At 42.9% G+C, this 17,364-nt stretch carries 14 protein-coding genes and 1 pseudogene; 5 read left to right on the top strand and 10 right to left on the bottom strand.

The window, feature by feature from the left end:
- The 5 genes and pseudogenes from ACRBG0_RS01185 to ACRBG0_RS01165 form a co-directional block, all read right to left on the bottom strand.
- A pseudogene (locus tag ACRBG0_RS01185) lies at positions 1-294 on the bottom strand (cystathionine beta-synthase); the annotation flags it as partial.
- A gap of 226 nt (positions 295-520) precedes the next feature.
- The gene (locus ACRBG0_RS01180) at positions 521-976 is read right to left on the bottom strand and encodes a type II toxin-antitoxin system VapC family toxin (protein WP_431485105.1); all 456 of its coding nucleotides are present in this window, start codon (positions 974-976) and stop codon (positions 521-523) included.
- An 8-nt stretch (positions 977-984) separates the two neighbouring features.
- Positions 985-1,278, bottom strand: coding sequence for a hypothetical protein (locus ACRBG0_RS01175; protein WP_431485104.1), 294 nt, complete (start codon positions 1,276-1,278; stop codon positions 985-987).
- A gap of 237 nt (positions 1,279-1,515) precedes the next feature.
- A complete protein-coding gene (locus ACRBG0_RS01170; RefSeq protein ID WP_431485103.1) occupies positions 1,516-2,019 on the bottom strand; it encodes a hypothetical protein in 504 nt (167 codons plus the stop codon).
- An 81-nt stretch (positions 2,020-2,100) separates the two neighbouring features.
- Entirely contained in the window at positions 2,101-2,694 is a 594-nt protein-coding gene (locus ACRBG0_RS01165; protein WP_431485102.1) for a hypothetical protein, read from the bottom strand.
- A 260-nt stretch (positions 2,695-2,954) separates the two neighbouring features.
- Here ACRBG0_RS01165 and ACRBG0_RS01160 point away from each other — a divergent pair, with 260 nt between their 5' ends.
- From ACRBG0_RS01160 to ACRBG0_RS01150, 3 genes are read left to right on the top strand one after another with little or no spacing between them, the layout of a single operon-like run.
- On the top strand, positions 2,955-3,593 hold the full coding sequence (locus tag ACRBG0_RS01160) for a response regulator (RefSeq protein ID WP_431485101.1): 639 nt from the start codon (positions 2,955-2,957) through the stop codon (positions 3,591-3,593).
- Positions 3,594-3,635: 42 nt separating this feature from the next.
- Positions 3,636-4,289, top strand: a complete 654-nt coding sequence (locus ACRBG0_RS01155) for a hypothetical protein (RefSeq protein WP_431485100.1) — start codon at positions 3,636-3,638, stop codon at positions 4,287-4,289.
- A gap of 9 nt (positions 4,290-4,298) precedes the next feature.
- Complete coding sequence (locus ACRBG0_RS01150; protein ID WP_431485099.1) at positions 4,299-7,286, top strand: ligand-binding sensor domain-containing protein; 2,988 nt, start codon at positions 4,299-4,301, stop codon at positions 7,284-7,286.
- 91 nt (positions 7,287-7,377) lie between these two features.
- Here ACRBG0_RS01150 and ACRBG0_RS01145 read toward each other — a convergent pair whose 3' ends face one another.
- The 5 genes from ACRBG0_RS01145 to ACRBG0_RS01125 all read right to left on the bottom strand — a co-directional run bounded on the left by ACRBG0_RS01145 (position 7,378) and on the right by ACRBG0_RS01125 (position 12,850).
- The gene (locus ACRBG0_RS01145) at positions 7,378-8,547 is read right to left on the bottom strand and encodes an MFS transporter (protein ID WP_431485106.1); all 1,170 of its coding nucleotides are present in this window, start codon (positions 8,545-8,547) and stop codon (positions 7,378-7,380) included.
- A gap of 293 nt (positions 8,548-8,840) precedes the next feature.
- A complete protein-coding gene (locus tag ACRBG0_RS01140; protein ID WP_431485098.1) occupies positions 8,841-9,320 on the bottom strand; it encodes a DsrE/DsrF/DrsH-like family protein in 480 nt (159 codons plus the stop codon).
- A gap of 59 nt (positions 9,321-9,379) precedes the next feature.
- Complete coding sequence (locus ACRBG0_RS01135) at positions 9,380-9,691, bottom strand: TusE/DsrC/DsvC family sulfur relay protein (RefSeq protein WP_431485097.1); 312 nt, start codon at positions 9,689-9,691, stop codon at positions 9,380-9,382.
- 61 nt (positions 9,692-9,752) lie between these two features.
- Positions 9,753-11,009: a type III sulfide quinone reductase, selenoprotein subtype gene (gene sqr / locus ACRBG0_RS01130; RefSeq protein ID WP_431485096.1), complete on the bottom strand. Its 1,257-nt coding sequence runs from the start codon at positions 11,007-11,009 to the stop codon at positions 9,753-9,755.
- A gap of 509 nt (positions 11,010-11,518) precedes the next feature.
- A complete protein-coding gene (locus tag ACRBG0_RS01125; protein WP_431485095.1) occupies positions 11,519-12,850 on the bottom strand; it encodes a DEAD/DEAH box helicase in 1,332 nt (443 codons plus the stop codon).
- 235 nt (positions 12,851-13,085) lie between these two features.
- Here ACRBG0_RS01125 and ACRBG0_RS01120 point away from each other — a divergent pair, with 235 nt between their 5' ends.
- Both ACRBG0_RS01120 and ACRBG0_RS01115 read left to right on the top strand, forming a co-directional pair.
- Positions 13,086-15,149: an ATP-binding protein gene (locus ACRBG0_RS01120; RefSeq protein ID WP_431485094.1), complete on the top strand. Its 2,064-nt coding sequence runs from the start codon at positions 13,086-13,088 to the stop codon at positions 15,147-15,149.
- Positions 15,150-15,333: 184 nt separating this feature from the next.
- A complete protein-coding gene (locus ACRBG0_RS01115) occupies positions 15,334-17,340 on the top strand; it encodes a family 16 glycosylhydrolase (RefSeq protein WP_431485093.1) in 2,007 nt (668 codons plus the stop codon).
- Positions 17,341-17,364: the final 24 nt, after the last annotated feature.

The following is a 17,364-nucleotide window of genomic DNA, read 5'->3' as shown; positions in this document are numbered from 1 at the left end:
AGGAACCGTCTTTGATGAAAAGCTTATTACACTTTCTGCCTTTAGATTGTTCGATTTGGCAATTGCCCATTCGAGAACAGAAGACAATGGATGCCCCAATCGGATATAGTCAAAAGCAGTAGGTAATTCACGGAGCGCAAAAGTTTCAGCATTATTGTTCTTAAACAGGGTTTCAAACTGCTCCAGGAATTGAACCTTGGCCAATTTTTCATCAAAAATATCTAGTCGATGGGTGGTTAGCTCCAACCAGTCTGTTGGCATGTTAGCCAACACTTCTTTAATATAATTCAGCATCTTACTTGGTTTCGATCATTTCGTCCTTAGTATTGCGCAGAAAATNNAATAAAATGCGATTTTGTTTTCGTGCTATTCTTTAGGCAGGCCGAAAGTACACATTAGTTAGGCTTATTATAATGCCTTGAGGGGGCGTTTTGTTTACTTGTGTTTAAGTAGCCAATAATTGAGGATTATCACAGTGAACCCTTTTTCTAGAGAGGGGGCATTTTGAGCAGAGAATGCTCTATTTGTACTTATTTAAATCGATAAATTTAAGATCTAAAAATTCACCATCTAAATGGTTAAAATCTCTATCAGTAGTAACTAAAGTGATATTAAACGCACTAGCTGTAGCAGCAATCCATAAATCATTTTTACCCATGTTCTTTGCCGAAAAATTAGACTTCCTAGACCGATGTTTACCTTGACTATAGGCATCAATTTCTTCGTATTTCTCTAAGATTTCATCATACGATATATCAAGCCTTGTTGTGTTTTCTAAAATCTTATCTATTCCAGTTCGCCTTGTATCTCCTATTTTGAATTGGTGAATAACTGAGTTTATTTCTGCTATGGATACTATTGAAATAGCAAGATTATTCTCTTCAACAAATATTTTATGGTCTGCTTCTATTCTTTTTGCTCGGCCTCTATTTTTACTGTAGATAATGATGACATTAGTATCTAGTAAATAGTCCATGTATCTCTCTAATTTAGGGCCGCTAGCAAATCATCAACACTGTAATCATTTTCAGATTCATCAATACATGGGTATAATTCATCAAAAGTTAGCTTTTTATCTCCTTGGCTCTTAGCTACATCTTCCAATGAAGATATTTTTTTCATCGATAAAATAGCTGCTTGCCAGGGCACATCATTACTAATACTATCATCTTTCACAAAGAGATCTACTGTTGACTTAATCTCGCTTAGAGATTTTACATCAGTTATAGAATAAATAAGCTGAGACAAACTATGTTGGAGTTCTTTCACTGTGTTCATGAATGTATTTTTATGATACTATCTGTTTTAAGAACATTTCTGAACAAAACAAAGTTACATATAAATTCATATTTAACATACAAACTAGCCCCTAAACTACTACCACCTTCCTATCCCTCACCCCCCACAACCCCAATACCGGCCCTACCGCCAACGCCAAAAGCTGAAATTCTTTCCTTTTTATAAAATAGCCGTTTGTAGCATGCTACAAACGGCTATTTTATCACAAGACAATTATTAGCGCTTGATACGCGTGATTACAGGTTGCACACCAACATATGGAGGCGAAAACATAAAGGGTACCTGAATCCAAGACCAGCTAAGGTATACTCCTTTACCTCCATCGATACTTTGAATAACTGCTCTTTCTAATCCTATAATCCCAGCTAATACAGCTGCAACAGCTGCAATAGGAGGAACCCCTCCTGCACCAAAACCAGCCCCTCCAAGTGCAATAACGGCAGCCGTTATGTCTGTAGCCTTGAGTAACTCTTGTAATGGTTTTTCCGGGATTGCAATATGGAAGCCCCAGATGTAAGCCTTAGCAGATATCTTATTAAGATTACGACTCCTGGACATAGAAAGCTGCCGGCCTGCTGCCATATCAATTTCTTCTGAAAATTCGCTACCATGCAGCATTTTCATTGCCTGATACATATGCGCATCTAAGGTGTGATGGTTATTTAGCAATTCTAAAGATTGCTCTTTGGGGGCATTTACAACTCGACTTAAATTTTCCATTTTAATTGATTTAAAAAGTGGTTAAAAATTAATGAAATAGGTAAAATGATATTGAACCCTAGCGCTTTATTCGCACTGGTATTAAATATTGATGAGTGCTTTGGGCTTCTTCGCGATTTTCAAAACCCGCTTCAGTTTATGAAAAACAATTTCGGAGATACCCGAAACGGCATAGCGTTGCTTCGACCAAAAAATGAAAGTAGACTTCCTTTTGATCACATCTTCACTAAGAAATTTCACTCTTGAAGTAGAAGAATACAGCTGAGCCAACGAACGGGAGCAGGTTCCAAAAAGCACATACGGCGTACCATACCGCCTGAGTGCATAGGCCATAGTCAGCCAAATAAAAAAATTGAAGTGAGTCTGCGTTCTCACTTCTTTCTTTATCCAAAAGCAGCAAATCTCCGTGAACACCCCCTTGCTTTCTAGCTGCTCGTAAAGCATATCATGCTTCTCTTCCTGTGCAAAAAGGGCTATTGTTCTAAAATTGGAATTATTCCCTAAAATATAGCCGCCAATTAATTCCTGTTTTTTGTAGACACCAAAAACCCTATTGTTGGGATGGTGCAAATAACTTTCAGGAATCGGCAAACCAGAGGCCTTAAAATAGATGCTAGAAAAAATTTCACGCGATTCTTTTGTTCGCAATTGGAGCAATACGGGGAAGATGTTCATGCTTGCTAGGTTTTAGATGTTTATGAAATAGATCAAAGTTTTCATCTTCGCTAACTGTGATTCCGTTTCAATTACTGATAGGACAAAGGTATGGGGCTTAGTCAGGCAGGTCTTCCACATTTTGATGTGGACAGTACATTTTTCTTTGAAAATTGATGTCTTAATATTTCACAAAAAACAAATTGAGTCTTCTTAATTTTTATAGCTCTCCACATTAAAATGTGGGAGACTGCTAGGTACAGCCTCCTTATCTTTGTTGTATGAAAGAAATCAAATTAGCCATCATAGAAGATGACGAGGTGATCAAAGAAAGCCTAGAGACTTTTATGCCTCAGCATCCCTCTATTCTTATCACAGCCAGTTTTACCAGTGTAGAAGCTTTTCTGGAAAAGGCCCGGTCTTTAAGGAAACCGCTGGTGGATGTGATGTTGTTAGATATTGGACTTCCCGGAATGTCTGGCATACAGGGTATTTATCATATTCGTCAAAAATATCCAGACCTGGATATTATAATATTGACTACATTCGAGGAAGACGATAAAATTTATGATGCGCTTTGTGCAGGTGCCTGTTCTTATATTTCCAAACGGACACCATTACTCAAAATCCAAGAAGCCATCTTTACCGTTTCACGTGGCGGGTCTTATATGTCGCCTGCTGTAGCCAGGAAAATTGCGCAGCGATTTATGCCTAAAGCAAAGAAGAAAGGAGATGAATTATCGGAACGCCAAATGCAAATTGTTCAGGCATTAGTAGATGGCTTGTCCTACAAAATGATCGGCCACAAATTGGACATTTCTTTAGATACGGTAAGAGATCACATCAAAAGAATTTACCGCACACTAGAGGTAAATAATAAAATGGAAGTGATTAAAAAAGTAATGGATGGTGAGCTGTGACAATCAGTAATTACCTACTTAAACATTCTAAAACCGAAAATAATGGGAAAGACCGTTGAAGTTAATTTAACGCTGAGTAACTTGTTAGATGATAAGTTCAGAGTAGCGGGTGAAACACATATTCAATCCATTTCAGATAGCCCTTCTGATTTAACCGCATCTTTTAGCGAAGATAGCTTAAAGGCATTATTAGCCATGGATAATTGTGATGGTATCCGGATGTATCCAGCAGTCAATAACAATGAATTGATAATGATTGCCTGGGGTACCAATGGGAAAGATGACTTGATTGGGCCAGACTACTTTTGCCTTGCCAGCAATGATCAGGGGACTGTTTCCATTAATGGTGCTGTTACTATTGAGGGAGTAGAGCAAGTTCCAACTGCACTTGCAAGTGCCCTTGTTTCAGGGAATGGATCAGGAACAAAAATTGTTGATGATTTAAATAAAGTCCGTTATCAAACAGGACTTAAAGTGTTATTTGACGGTAGTTTCTTCACGGATCAAGATTTCGATGAGATTATGTTTGAGGTCATTGACGTTAAATTATCGGATACGGATGAGCTGAAAAGAACTATTATTGGAACTGCAAAGTATAAAAACGATGAAGTTTTTTCAAGAATGAGCTTCTTGCCTTGCCCTCCCAATTGTGGTGGTGGTGCTTATGGTAACGAACAAACGCTTGTTAAAAATTAAAGATGCCATTTGTTTAGCCTTACTAAAATAAACGTTCATCTACTATGGCTGATCGCATTATTTGCGATCAGCCCTGGCATTTTTTATGCCCAAACCCAAACCTTCCACTACCTCTCGCCGGAAGAAGGTTTATCCCAAGCCTCAAATGATTTTATTTACCACGACTCCAAGGGCTTTATTTGGCTGAGTTCAATTGATGGCTTAAACCGCTTCGATGGAAAGTCGGTGAAGGTTTATAAATCCATTTCAGGTGATTCTACCAGTTTGCTAGGCAATATTATTACCAGTAATTTCTACGAAGATGAGCAAAGCAACCTATGGTTTACATCTTATGAAGGCATTCATTGCTACATCAGGGAAAAAGACCATTTTCAACACTTTCAAATTAAAGACAAACAAGGCGTATCTCTGCAGGAAGATTATCACGCTTTTTATTTAGACCAGCAAGATCAACTTTGGGTCAGAGTTGGAATAGGTGCTAAAGGGAAGCTTTACTTATTTAATACTCAAGCTAATACTTCCGTTTTACGCTGTGCTATTGACGGGCAGCATAACTTTCCTGTACTAGATAAAACAGGAGAGATTAAACAGATCGTTTCTTGTAACCTTAATGCAAATGGTGGAATTACCGTTTTAGCCCCCCAGGCTCCTTTCGAACTCGTTACTTTTTTTGGTAAAACTCAAACGGAAGTAGCAACAATGGAGGTCATCCATTTTAATCAAGTTAAAGAAGAGGAAGACGTCTGGTTTTTAGGAACAAAAAAAGGACTTGTACTCTTCTATCCCAAATCGCAAAGCTATCGCATCTTCGATACCTTTAATGACTTGGAAATAGGTCAGGTTACTTCAAGTGTAAGCATTAATGATTCTATTGCTTGGGTAGCAAGCTCTAGCCTGGGTATTCTTTTTTTCAACAAAAAAACAGCACAATTTACAGGGCGCATTTCTGCCAACAATCCTGAAAAACTAGGGTTAAGTGTCAGGACAGTGAATAAACTATACAAGGATCATCAAGAAAACATTTGGATAAGTAGTTTTTCATCTGGTGTGAATTACACCAATTTAACCAAGCAAAAGTTCGACAACTTAGATGCATTTATTGGTCAAAATGTCAAAGCGATTTTTGAAACCGGTAACGGAGAACTTTTCTGCAGCCACGGCAGAGGCTTTACAACTTATTATCCAACAGCTGAAAAGCACGAAGAACTTAGCCCTGTACTTTTAGCCAATAAAAAGTCTATTCAGTTTTTCTTTGAGCGTAATGATGGTTTATGGGCAACAGATCTAAACAGGTTATTAAAGTGGAATAAAGCGCAACGACAATTTGAGTACATTCAGAACTTGCCCAGCTACATTTTATATGTTTATCAGCTTCGAGATGGGCGCACCCTCTTTGCTACTTATTCGGGCATCTATGAGTTTGAGATCATTGATAATGCAACCGTTTTTACACCCTTCCAAGCATTAGGAGAACACCAGCAAGCATTGGCAACATCTATTTATGAAACGCAAGATGGGCTGCTCTATTTAGCCGTAAATGCTTCTAAGGTTCTGATCTTAGAAGCTGATGGTAATAATTATATGGTCAGTAGAGAAATTGAAGGCATTGGCTATGCCAAAGATTATCAAGAAGAGGAGCATTTTTTATGGATCGCTACCTCTACCGGGCTACTCAAAATAAACAAAAAGGATGGCGCGAGTGAATTATTGAATGAAGCGGAGGACGGTATCCCTAATGAAAATTATTATTGTGTTATTCCAGATGCTTCTGGCAGCTTTTGGCTGAGTTGTAATAAAGGAGTCATTCGCTATTTTCCGGAAGAAAAAAGGCATCACCGTTACACGCTTTTTGATGGTCTACAGGCCTATGAGTACAATACCAATGCTTTTTTGAAAACCAGCAATGGTGAAATTTGGTTGGGTGGCACCAAAGGACTAAACCGGTTTTCTCCAGAGCATATAAAAAACACTCCCTACGCCCCACAGATACAAATAACCCGCTTACAGGTCAATGATGAGTTGTTTGTCACAGCAAAACAAATCGGCGAGCTAAAAGAACTGGAATTAGATTATCATGAAAATACCCTGTCGTTTGATTTTGTGGCCTTAGAATATAGCGACCCTAAAAACAATCGGCTTCAATACCAGCTCAAAAACCATGAAGATACTTGGGTAGATGCAGAGAAGAATGGCTTTGCTCGCTATTCTAATTTGCCCCCTGGTGATTACCAATTCAAAATAAAAGCATCCAATGCGGATGGTGTTTGGAATGAGCAACCTTATTCTTTAAGCATAGCTATCAGAAAACCTTGGTGGCAAACTTGGTGGTTTTATCTGACATCTCTAGTTACTGTATCTGCGATTGTTTACAGCATTGCGATGTATCGCTTACAACAGGCCCTGAAGATCGAACGTATCCGCGTCAAAATCTCCAGCGATTTACACGACGATGTTGGCAGTGTATTAGCAGGTTTAACGATGCAAACAGAAATCCTAACACAAACCGCTTCTGAAGAACGCAAACCCAAATTACACCGAATTAGTGAGATGAGCCGGAGTGCTATGTCTCGAATGAGAGACACCGTCTGGGCCATTGATGCCAGAAAAGATAAATTTAAAAATCTTTTGGATCGAATTCGGGAACATGCGATGGAAACACTTGAGTTGAAAAACATAATGTTCGACTTAAAAATACTTGACATTTCGCTAGACAAAAAAATGCCTACTCAAATACGGCAGAACCTGTACCTCATTTGTAAAGAAGCTATTACTAATACTGCCAAGCATTCCAATGGAGATGAGTTTCAAATTACGTTTCTGAAACACGGACGAAATGGAATACAATTGATTATCCAAGACAATGGTCGTATAGAAAACAAAGTGCTCAAAACGTCTGGCTTGGGCATCTCCAACTTGCAAATGCGGGCTAAAGAGATTGGTGCCCGTTTAGAAATCAACACTGACAATGGGTTCCTGATTCGATTAACGATGTTATAAACCCAATGAAAACAGACCGCAAGGTTGCCCTCCTAAACGAATACGAAAAAGCAGTAGAAGAGCTGATTGATAGTTTAAAAAATCCTACATCTTAAATTCTCCTCCGCAGCAATCCCCACAACCCCAACACCGGCCCTACCGCCAACGCCAAAAACAAATATGCCGGGGCCACCTCCAATTGCAACCAATTGAGTAACTGGATGCTCAGAATGGTGATGGAAAAACCGAGGCAATTGACAATCGTCAGAGCGGTACCTTTCTTTTCAGCAGGGGCATTTTGCGCTACCAGCGTAGAAAAAAGCGGTGAATCGGCCACCACTACCATTCCCCAAAAAACAAGAAACAAAGCAAATACAACCGCAGGCGCGTACAGGAAAAACAGCGGTGAAAGCAAGCAGCATACCCCAGACAGCGCCAAGGCCATCGCCGCTATCTTGCGGGCACCAAAGCGCAACGACAGATAGCCGCCCAATACACACGCCAAGCCACCAATACCGATAACCACAAAGGACAAAACAGGGATACTAAAACCAACCGCCGGATGCAGTTGCGTGTAAGCCAACAATGCCACCGGCACAAAAGCCCAAAAGGCATACAGCTCCCACATGTGGCCAAAATAACCGAAAGCCGCCGCCCGAAAGGAACGGTCTTTAAACACACTAAAGAAGGCGCCAACGTCCAGCCCCTGCCCTGCCCGGCGGTGAGGACCATCCGGCACCAATACCAACATCAAGGTACCACCCAGCAGCGCTAGCCCAGAAGTGATCAACAGCACATATCGCCAGGGCCAGTCGCCACTGAAGGCCTGCAATAGATGCGGGAATGCCGTGCCCAGCACCAGCGCCCCCACCAAATAACCTAGCGATTTGCCCAAACCCTGCGCGTAATAATCAGCAGCAATCTTCATACCTACAGGGTAAATGCCAGCCAAGCTGCATCCCATCAAAAAACGTAACAACAGCAAGGTAAACGGCGTATTGTACCCGCCAATGGAAACAGCATTGAATAACGCCCCCAGCACCGCACACCAAAAAAACACCTTCGCTGGTGAAAACCGATCTGCAATCGTCAACAGCGCAAACAACAGCGTACCCGCAATAAATCCAAATTGCACCGCTGAAGTGAGGTTCCCCAGCGCGCTCACCGGCAAGGAAAAATCCACCACCAAATCGGCCATCACCGCATTACCGGCAAACCACAAGGAGGTGCAACAAAATTGAGCAATAACAATAATGGGCAGAATGCGACGCGGTATTTCCATGCCCGCAAAATAGCAGTTTTTAACTGGTTGGATGATGGTTTGAACCATATAAGGAATATAAGGTCATTTAAGAAACCTTATAATTCCTTACATGAACTTATATGGTTCAAAACAAAACCCTAGTAGGTCTAATTCGTGAATTTAACCTATCGACCATCCTCTTTGTAATCCCTAACATTTCCTGATATGGTTCAAGCAAATTCATGAATTTGCCCTTGGGGGTTTCAAAAAAGAAACCGGAAGGAGCTTGACGCATCCCCCCGGTTTTATATATCCGACTTTGTTTGCTATTACTAGATGAACACCACGTGGGTACCCTCTCCTTCGGCACGACCGTAGAAATCACCTACGGTCAGCACGCCATCTAGGTCATCAATGAGGTCTTTCTCTTCGAGGTCAAACATATCCATGGCCAACTTACAGGCCCAGATTTTAGTCCCAGATGCCGTCAGGATTTCCAAAAACTCACCAATGGGAGGAATATCCAAATCCTCAATCTTTTTCTTCATCATCTTGGTCGCCATAGCTTCCATCCCCGGCAAACCGCCTAGCATACTTGGGATATGCATGGCCGGGTTACCTACCGTAGCTACATGCAGATGCTCTAGTCTAGACTTCTGGATGGCTTCCAGGCCGAAGAAGGTGAAGAAAATCTCAGATTCAATCCCTTCCATCCGGGCACCATTGGCCAGAATAAAACAGGCGTACACATTGTCTAAAGTCGCCTTAGACAAGATGAGCATCATTTTCTTTACTTTATTATTCTTTTCCATTATTGCTTTTTTATTTTAGCATACTTTCCTCTCGCAAGAATTTCCCAAAGGAGGAAAGGTTAAATACAGCTGACAGGCTTGGGTATCCCAGCTATTCTACTCGCTTTTTTGAGGGGCCCATTAGGAAACAGCTGATAAAATTCCTTAATGCTGGTCACACCACTCTTACCTATCTTACGGATCGTCAGCGGTACTTCCGCGCGGTATTGATCCTGAAGGAAGCTGATCACTTCCCAGTGTTTGGGCGTCATCTCTACCTCTTCTTCTGTAGCAATTTCTCTTCCTACCTGCTGTGTCCATTCTTCCAGGTTGGTGAGGTAGCCTTCGTCGTTACAAGCTACATTAGTTCCTGCATATGCTCTCGTTGCCATAATATTATTGGTTGATTGTTGTTAGTTTTTAGTTGATTGTTTAGTCGCAGTGGTACTGTTATTATCCTACCTCAGCAGCTACTGGTTCGATGTCTTTACCGGCGGTCATCATCGCAGAAGAAACGAAGGGAATCGGTTTTCCTGTGATGAGCATGTTCCAGTAAATCCAGCGGAAAGCCAGCTTGCCCCAGTGGTTCACCCGGCTCTCTTTGAGTAGCCGCAGTGGGCCTACGCCAGGCAGCGGGAAGGTTCCCGTTACCGGTTCTTGTTCATAATTAAAGTCGATGAGAAGGGCTTTGCCGTTGCCCGTTTCCACGAAACAGTTGGCGTGGCCATCAAAGCTTCCTTTCAGTTCTTTACCCGCTACGTAGGCGAGGATGTTTTCTGTTAATATCTCTGCTTCAAAGTGAGCTACAGAACCCGCTTTAGAAGCTGGAACATTGGTAGCATCGCCGATCACAAAGATGTTGTCCTTCACCAAACTTTGCAGTGTGGCCTTATTGGTTGGTACAAAGTTCAGGTCGTCGCCGATACCAGAACGCTCGATCATCGGGTCGCCCATATTGGTTGGCACCGTCACCAGCAGATCGTAATCTACCTCTTGCCCACCATAGTCGTATACTTTTCGCGCTTCGCCATCTACCCGCTCTACATTGAAATTAGGTACAATGCGAATGTTTTTCTGTTCCAGCAGGTAGTTGAGTTCTTTGGTGGCTCGTGGTTTGGTAAAGGCACCGTCCATCGGTGTCACAAAGGTGAGCTCCACCTTATCCCTCATGCCTTTATTCTTGAAGAAAGAATCTGCGAGAAACGCAAACTCCAAGGGTGCCACCGGACATTTGATCGGCATTTCACAGATGTGAACAACCATTTTACCGCCTTCCCAGTTCATCAGTTTTTTACGCAAGTTACTGGCACCATCAAAGGTGTAGAAGTCGAAGATACTCTCTTGCCAGTGCTCGCCCAGCATCCCCTCTATCTCGTCAGGGGCAATGTCGGTACCTGTAGCAACGATGAGCAAATCATAATTCAGCACCTCACCATTGGCCAGATACACTTGGTCTTCGTCTTTAGCGATCCGGTCGATTGGCTCACGCACCAACTTCACTCCCTTAGGAATAAACTGGTCGATTGACTTTACAATCTGTTCTGGTTGGTAGATATCGAAGGGAACAAACAAGTACCCTGGTTGGTAATAATGCGTTTTTTCTTTATCGACAATCGTGATTTGCCATTCGTTGGCCGGCAACTTCTTGACGAGATGGTTGGCCATCATCGTTCCTGCTGTACCCGCACCTAAGATTAAGAGATTTTTCATATCGCTGGTATAATATTCATCACAAAACTACCCGACTATAACAGCGAAGTCATTGATTTCCATCAACGAAACATGTGATTTTCATCATATTTCATACATAGCGGCAACGGGAAGTACCTAAAGTAGCTTTCAGGTTATTTGGGGCCATGCCTTCTCCCGTCCCGACTTTTCTAGTCGGAACGGGATCGGCACCGGGCTCTTCGCTCTCATGCAGTGCTGCGCATTGCATACCGCTACGATCCCTTGTCCTTAGTCGCTCCGCGCCTCGCGCTTCAGCCGCTGGCTTGCGCGCCATTTTGCGCCAATCGTACCAGTGCGATCATACGATTACCCCCCAATCGTACTATTGCGATTATACGATTGGAACACATCTTAAACAAAACCAGCATAGGATCAAGAAAACACACCTCGAAGAGGTAGAATATTGATAGAAAAGAATAGGCCTCTAAAGGTGGGGTACATCTCTGCCAAGGGCACGGTGATCTCCTCCCACTCGCCAGTGGCAGGGCCTACCTCTTCTTTTTCTTCTTTTTGCTACGTCGATCGGCCTTCTTGCGGCCACGTTTTTCTTCCAGTTCGCGGCGGGTGAGGTTCACTTTTGTGTTTTTGTACTTCTTTTCGTGGAAAGCACCTTCGCCTCGGGGAGCCATCTTGACCCGCACATTGGGTACCCGCAGATTGGGCATCTCTTCGGGGATCAATTCTTCCGTCACTTCTACCTCTTCAGGCATGGGGAGTACCTCTACGGTTTTCTGCATGAGCGCTTCGGCTGCCTGCAATAATTCTTGCTCCTCTTCTCTAACAAAGGTGATGGCAATACCATCCTTATCGGCACGGCCGGTACGACCGATACGGTGAATGTAATCTTCGGCCGTAGTCGGGGTATCCAGGTTGATAACGTGAGATACATCATCGATATCCATACCTCTGGAGATCAAATCTGTGGCAATAAGAATTCGGATTTCACCAGCGTGAAACTTACGGAGGCTTTCAAAGCGAAAGTTCTGGCTTTTGTTACCGTGAATCACGCCCATTTCTTCCTCAAAATCGACCAGCAGTTGCTCGTAAGCCATATCCGCGAGCCGCTTGCTGGGTGCAAAAACGAGGACACGCTGATAAGTTTCCTTATCCTGTAGGAGATACTGAAGGAGATTGAGTTTTGTCTTGTAGTTGGGAACATTATAAACCGCCTGGGCTATGTTCTCCAATGGGGTCCCCACCCTGGCAGCTTCGATAATTACAGGGTAATCAAAAGTGGTATCGATCACTTCCTGAACATCTTCCGTCATGGTGGCAGAAAAGAGCAGGTTTTGGCGTTTTTTGGGTAAGATATCAATGATCTTCGTCAGCTGTGGCCGAAACCCGAGAGCCAAGAGTTCATCAACCTCATCAAGGATAAGGTGGCGAATTTCTTTAAACCGCAGTGAGCCTTGGAGAGCCAGGTCAAAAATTCGGCCAGGCGTTCCTACCAGTACATCCAAGCCATCTTCTATAGCTGCTTGGTGACGTTTCATATTGACCCCACCAAAAACACCTACAGCTGCCACATTCTGATAAGACGTAATGCGTTCAATTTCTTCTACCACCTGCATGACCAGTTCGCGGGTAGGTACCATAATAAGCACCTGCGGTAAGCGGTGTTTCTGGAACTTCCACATACGGAGTACCGGTAGCAGGTAGGCCAGCGTTTTCCCAGTACCTGTTTGGGCAATACCAATAACATCTTTGCCGGACATAATCACGGAAAAGGCACGCTCCTGAATGGGCGTTGGCGTCTCTAATCCGGCATCTGCCAGTGATTTGAGCTGCGACTTCGAAAGGTTAAAATCTGTAAATTTCACGGCGCAAAGGTAGCAGTTTTTGGAGGAATTCTTGCTTTTTCGAACCACCAAAGGCACCTAAGTGATTTTTTGAACCATATCAGGAAATATAAGAGATTATAAGCCCCCCCTTTAGATAGGTTAAATTCACGAATTTAACCGGCGCGGGAATTCTTGTTCTTTTTGAACCACCAAAGGCACTGTCAGATATATTTCTTTTATTTACAGATCGGTATATTCCAATATGAAATAAAATATGACTCAAGCACCTGTCAAATACAGACTCCTTTTTTTTCTGCTATTCAGCAACCTGATTCTCGTTGCTCAAAACGAGCATATTCTATTATTGGAGCAAATGCTCCCCCAGTTAAAATCAGATACAGCACTTATTAATACCTGGAACGAATTGAGTTTCGAATATTATCGCCTGGATATTCAAAAAACGATTTATTACAGTGAGTTGGCATTAGAAAAATCACGCGCCATCAATTTTCAAAAAGGTATTGCTCAAGCACTCAATTACCGCGCCATTGCTTATGATGTTAGAGGTGACACACAAAAAGCACTTGAAAACAACAATGCCTCTCTGAAAATTGGCCGTAACCTAAACGATGACCTACTAATAGCCAACGCTCTCAACGACATCGCCATTACCTATTCCGAGATCAACTTGCTCGAACAGGCCATGAAATCTTATCAAGAAGCACTCACTCATTACAAGCGCACCAACAGTGAAAAAATCATTTATTGCCTGGAGAATATTGGTATATTATTTATAAACCTGGGAGAAGAAAAAAAAGCACAGGAATATTTTGATCAAGCTACCGATTTAGCTTTTAAGCATAAAAATCATAACGTAAGATTCTACCCCTTCTTCTCCAAGGCACGTAATTTTAAGAACCTGTTATTGCTTGATTCTGCGGAGTTTTACTTACAACTTGCACTCAAAGAGGCTACTTCTCTGGTAACTCGTTCCTTTCTCTTGTCCGATCTAAGTTTTATCCAACTGCACAAAAGCAACTACTCGGCAGCACAAAAATCCAGCCGCGAAGCCCTCCTCTTATTGGAAAAATCCGGCAACTTAGACCTTGTATTGCCTGCAGCTAATGACTATGCTTCGGTTTTATTAGAAATGAAAAACTATCAGCAATGTATTGATGTCTTACAAAACTACCTGGCCCTTCATCATCATTACAACTTTTTTCATGATTTGGAAACTGCCTATGCTATCCTTTCCGAAGCTAAAACCGCACAGGGAGATTATCTAGGTGCCAACAAATATCTCCTCCAGCAATTGGCTATTCGCGATAGTACTACCCAGCTTGAACTAAATAAAGTGATCATAGCTCAGGAAGTGAAAGATGCTATCCAAGATAAAGAGGAAGAGAACCTTTACCTTAGAGAGCAACAGGCCCAAAACGAAGTCATATCCAAGCAAAGCCGGAAAGTCACGCTTGCGATGACCACGGTAGTGGGGCTATTGATTAGTTTTATAATTCTTCTTCTATTTTATCATCGAAAAAACAAGCAATTCAACCAGCAACTCAAAGAACAAGTCAACGCCAAGACTCAAAAACTCCAAGATACAAATGCCGCCCTAAAATCCTCCAACACGGAACTGGAGCGCTTTGCGTATATCACATCGCATGACCTGAGAGAACCCCTGCGAAGTATTTCCGGCTTCTCTACCCTCATTCAAAAAAAACTGGATTCCTCTTCACAAAACAGCGAGCTTATCCAGGAATACCTGGCGTACATTCGTACCAGTACCTCTCAGATGGATCAGTTGATCAAAAATATATTAGAGTACTCTCGCCTGGAAGCCGAAGCAGCTCAAACAGCACCCATAGCTGTCAAAAGCACCCTTGAAGAAGTTGTCCAGTCGCTTCAGTATATTATTAAAGAACAGAACGTTCAGCTCTCCTACGCCCCTGCCACAATGCCCGTTGTCATTGCCAACCCCCAACAATTGTTTTTGGTCTTTAAAAACCTGATCAGCAACGGCATCACCTATAATGAAAGTGAATCACCAGAAATAAACATCACCTACAAAGCGCTAGCCGATGCCCACCAATTTTCAATTACCGATAATGGTATAGGAATAGAAGAAGCTTTCCAAGAACAAATATTCGATCTTTTCAAACGCTTACACACTCGGCAAACCTACGAAGGCACTGGTATTGGCTTAGCCATTTGCCGCAAGGTTGTACAAAAAATGGGCGGCACCCTCAATGTTTACTCTGCGGGACAGGGGAGCACTTTTACCATCAAAATTCCGACCAATAAAAGAAGAGACAACCTTAGGAAGCATCCCAAATAGTGTGTCCCGCGCAGAAAACAAACTGCGACTTTTCTAAGCCTCCCAAACAGTTAAAACACTCAAAATGAACTTTCTATTCAACTATTTGAAAAACAACCACGTAGTAGACGCGGAGCGACCACGTAGTAGCGGCGTAGCCAAATCGCTTTTTATTTTCGTGCTATTTCTTAGATAAAACTTTGATATGAACTTTCGGAAAATCGCTTTTTTCCTACTATTGGGTTTGCATCAATGGAATGGCTTAAACGCCCAATGCTGGAACCTTGTTTGGGAAGACGAATTTAGTGGTTCCTCGCTCAATTTAGCCAATTGGGAATACCAAACAGGAGGGAATGGATGGGGTAACAATGAGCTCCAATACTACACCAACGGTGACAATGTAACCGTCTCGGGCGGCACCCTTAAGATTACGGCAGAAGAAGATACCGGAAACACCTACCCTGCCAATGACTATACCTCTAGCCGAATAAGAACAAAAGGCCTCGGCGATTGGCGCTATGGCAAGATGGAAGCCAGTATAAAACTACCACAAGGCCAGGGTATTTGGCCCGCTTTCTGGATGATGCCGACCGACGATACGTATGGCACCTGGCCCTCTTCCGGAGAAATTGACATCATGGAATACCTCGGGCATGAGACAACCAAAACTTACGGCACCTGTCATTACGGCAACTCGCCTGGTGACCGCGGGAGCCAGGGCAGCTCTACAACCTTAGGAAGTGGCACTTTCCCTGATGCCTTCCACACCTTTTCAATTGAATGGGAACCTGACGAAATACGTTGGTATTTAGATGGGGCACAATTTCATGCTACAAACAGTTCCCATTCCGATTTTCAGACTTACACCTGGCCTTTTGACCAGCAATTTCATTTTATCCTCAATGTAGCGGTGGGTGGTAATTGGCCTGGAGTACCGGATGGCTCTACCGTATTCCCCCAAACAATGGAAGTAGACTGGGTCCGTGTTTATCAAAACTTATCAGATACAGAAATAACAGGATCGGACATTCTGGAACCTCAATCAAACGGTGAGATCTACAGCTTACCGAGTATTACTGGTGCAACTTACGCCTGGACGGTCCCCACAGGAGCAAGTATCGTGGGCGGGCAGGGCACCAACGAGATCACCGTCAATTGGGGCAATACCGGTGGCAATATTGCTGCTATGGTCAACTCGCCGTGTGGAAACCAAGCCATTGACCTAGCCGTTGAGGTCACGCCAAATCAATGGCTCAATTTTGGTTTTGAAGATGAGTTTAGCCATTGGAGTAGAAATGAATTCAACGGAACGGATGCCAATTTTCAGATCATCACTTCTAATGTCTATGAAGGGAGTCAGGCAGCTTGCGTCACCCCTCTTTCTTTAGGTGCCAACGTTTGGGATATTCAACTAGGCCGCTCCAATATCAGCCTCACTTCCGGAGAGGATTACGCCCTTTCTTTTTGGGCCAAAGCCAATCAATTAGGTAGAGATATAGACCTCGCGTTTATCAACGCAAGCACCTACGCCTGGTATGCTGGCACTACTTTCAACCTAACCACCAGTTGGAAAAATTACACTTTCGTATTTACAGCGCCAGAAACGGCTACAGCTATTTTCAACCTAGACATTGGCGATGAAACAGGTGAATTCTGCTTCGATGACTTCACCTTTGCCCGTGCCATTTTTCTTCCTGTTGCTTACGCCAAACTATGGCTGACTATTCAACAAAACAAGGAGGTTGCCATTCACTGGATCACCGAACAGGAGGAAAATTTGGATTACTTCGAAGTGCAGTACAGTATTGATGCCGTCAACTGGCAAGCCTTAATAAAAATTCCTGCTCAACAGAGAGCCTACCATTACAGTACTTTAGACGCTGCTCCCGTTTCCGGCAATAACTATTACCGCATCAAAAGCGTAGAGCAAGATGGCCACACCGATTTTACGGGGATGCTTATCGCTAAAATTAATCATCCTACCATTGAAATATTCCCCAACCCTGCAAGAGAAATACTTTCCGTAAAAGGAGAGCAGATGGAACGCATCGAGTTATACGATTTGGAGGGGCGTTTGCTAAAAAGCATTCCCGTATCCGCCTATGAAAACGAGGTCAAAGTAGGCCTTAGTGATCTAAAACCGGGGGGGTATATTTTGAAAACCGTTAGTAAGGGGAGCTTCGATGTTAAGGAATTCATCAAGGCGGATTAAGTTAGGGAGCCGACACCGTTTGTA

The organism is Lewinella sp. (assembly GCF_050633125.1).
In the GTDB taxonomy this organism is placed as follows: Bacteria; Bacteroidota; Bacteroidia; order Chitinophagales; family Saprospiraceae; genus Lewinella.
Note: the sequence above shows the minus strand (reverse complement) of the source record. Positions and strands in the feature narration are given on the sequence as shown.

Excerpts from the sequence above, each read along its gene's own strand:
- ACRBG0_RS01180 (WP_431485105.1), bottom strand. The coding sequence starts at position 976 with ATGGACTATTTACTAGATACTAATGTCATCATTATCTACAGTAAAAAT.
- ACRBG0_RS01175 (WP_431485104.1), bottom strand. The coding sequence starts at position 1,278 with ATGAACACAGTGAAAGAACTCCAACATAGTTTGTCTCAGCTTATTTAT.
- ACRBG0_RS01170 (WP_431485103.1), bottom strand. The coding sequence starts at position 2,019 with ATGGAAAATTTAAGTCGAGTTGTAAATGCCCCCAAAGAGCAATCTTTA.
- ACRBG0_RS01165 (WP_431485102.1), bottom strand. The coding sequence starts at position 2,694 with ATGAACATCTTCCCCGTATTGCTCCAATTGCGAACAAAAGAATCGCGT.
- ACRBG0_RS01160 (WP_431485101.1), top strand. The coding sequence starts at position 2,955 with ATGAAAGAAATCAAATTAGCCATCATAGAAGATGACGAGGTGATCAAA.
- ACRBG0_RS01155 (WP_431485100.1), top strand. The coding sequence starts at position 3,636 with ATGGGAAAGACCGTTGAAGTTAATTTAACGCTGAGTAACTTGTTAGAT.
- ACRBG0_RS01145 (WP_431485106.1), bottom strand. The coding sequence starts at position 8,547 with ATGGAAATACCGCGTCGCATTCTGCCCATTATTGTTATTGCTCAATTT.
- ACRBG0_RS01140 (WP_431485098.1), bottom strand. The coding sequence starts at position 9,320 with ATGGAAAAGAATAATAAAGTAAAGAAAATGATGCTCATCTTGTCTAAG.
- ACRBG0_RS01135 (WP_431485097.1), bottom strand. The coding sequence starts at position 9,691 with ATGGCAACGAGAGCATATGCAGGAACTAATGTAGCTTGTAACGACGAA.
- sqr (WP_431485096.1), bottom strand. The coding sequence starts at position 11,009 with ATGAAAAATCTCTTAATCTTAGGTGCGGGTACAGCAGGAACGATGATG.
- ACRBG0_RS01120 (WP_431485094.1), top strand. The coding sequence starts at position 13,086 with ATGACTCAAGCACCTGTCAAATACAGACTCCTTTTTTTTCTGCTATTC.
- ACRBG0_RS01115 (WP_431485093.1), top strand. The coding sequence starts at position 15,334 with ATGAACTTTCGGAAAATCGCTTTTTTCCTACTATTGGGTTTGCATCAA.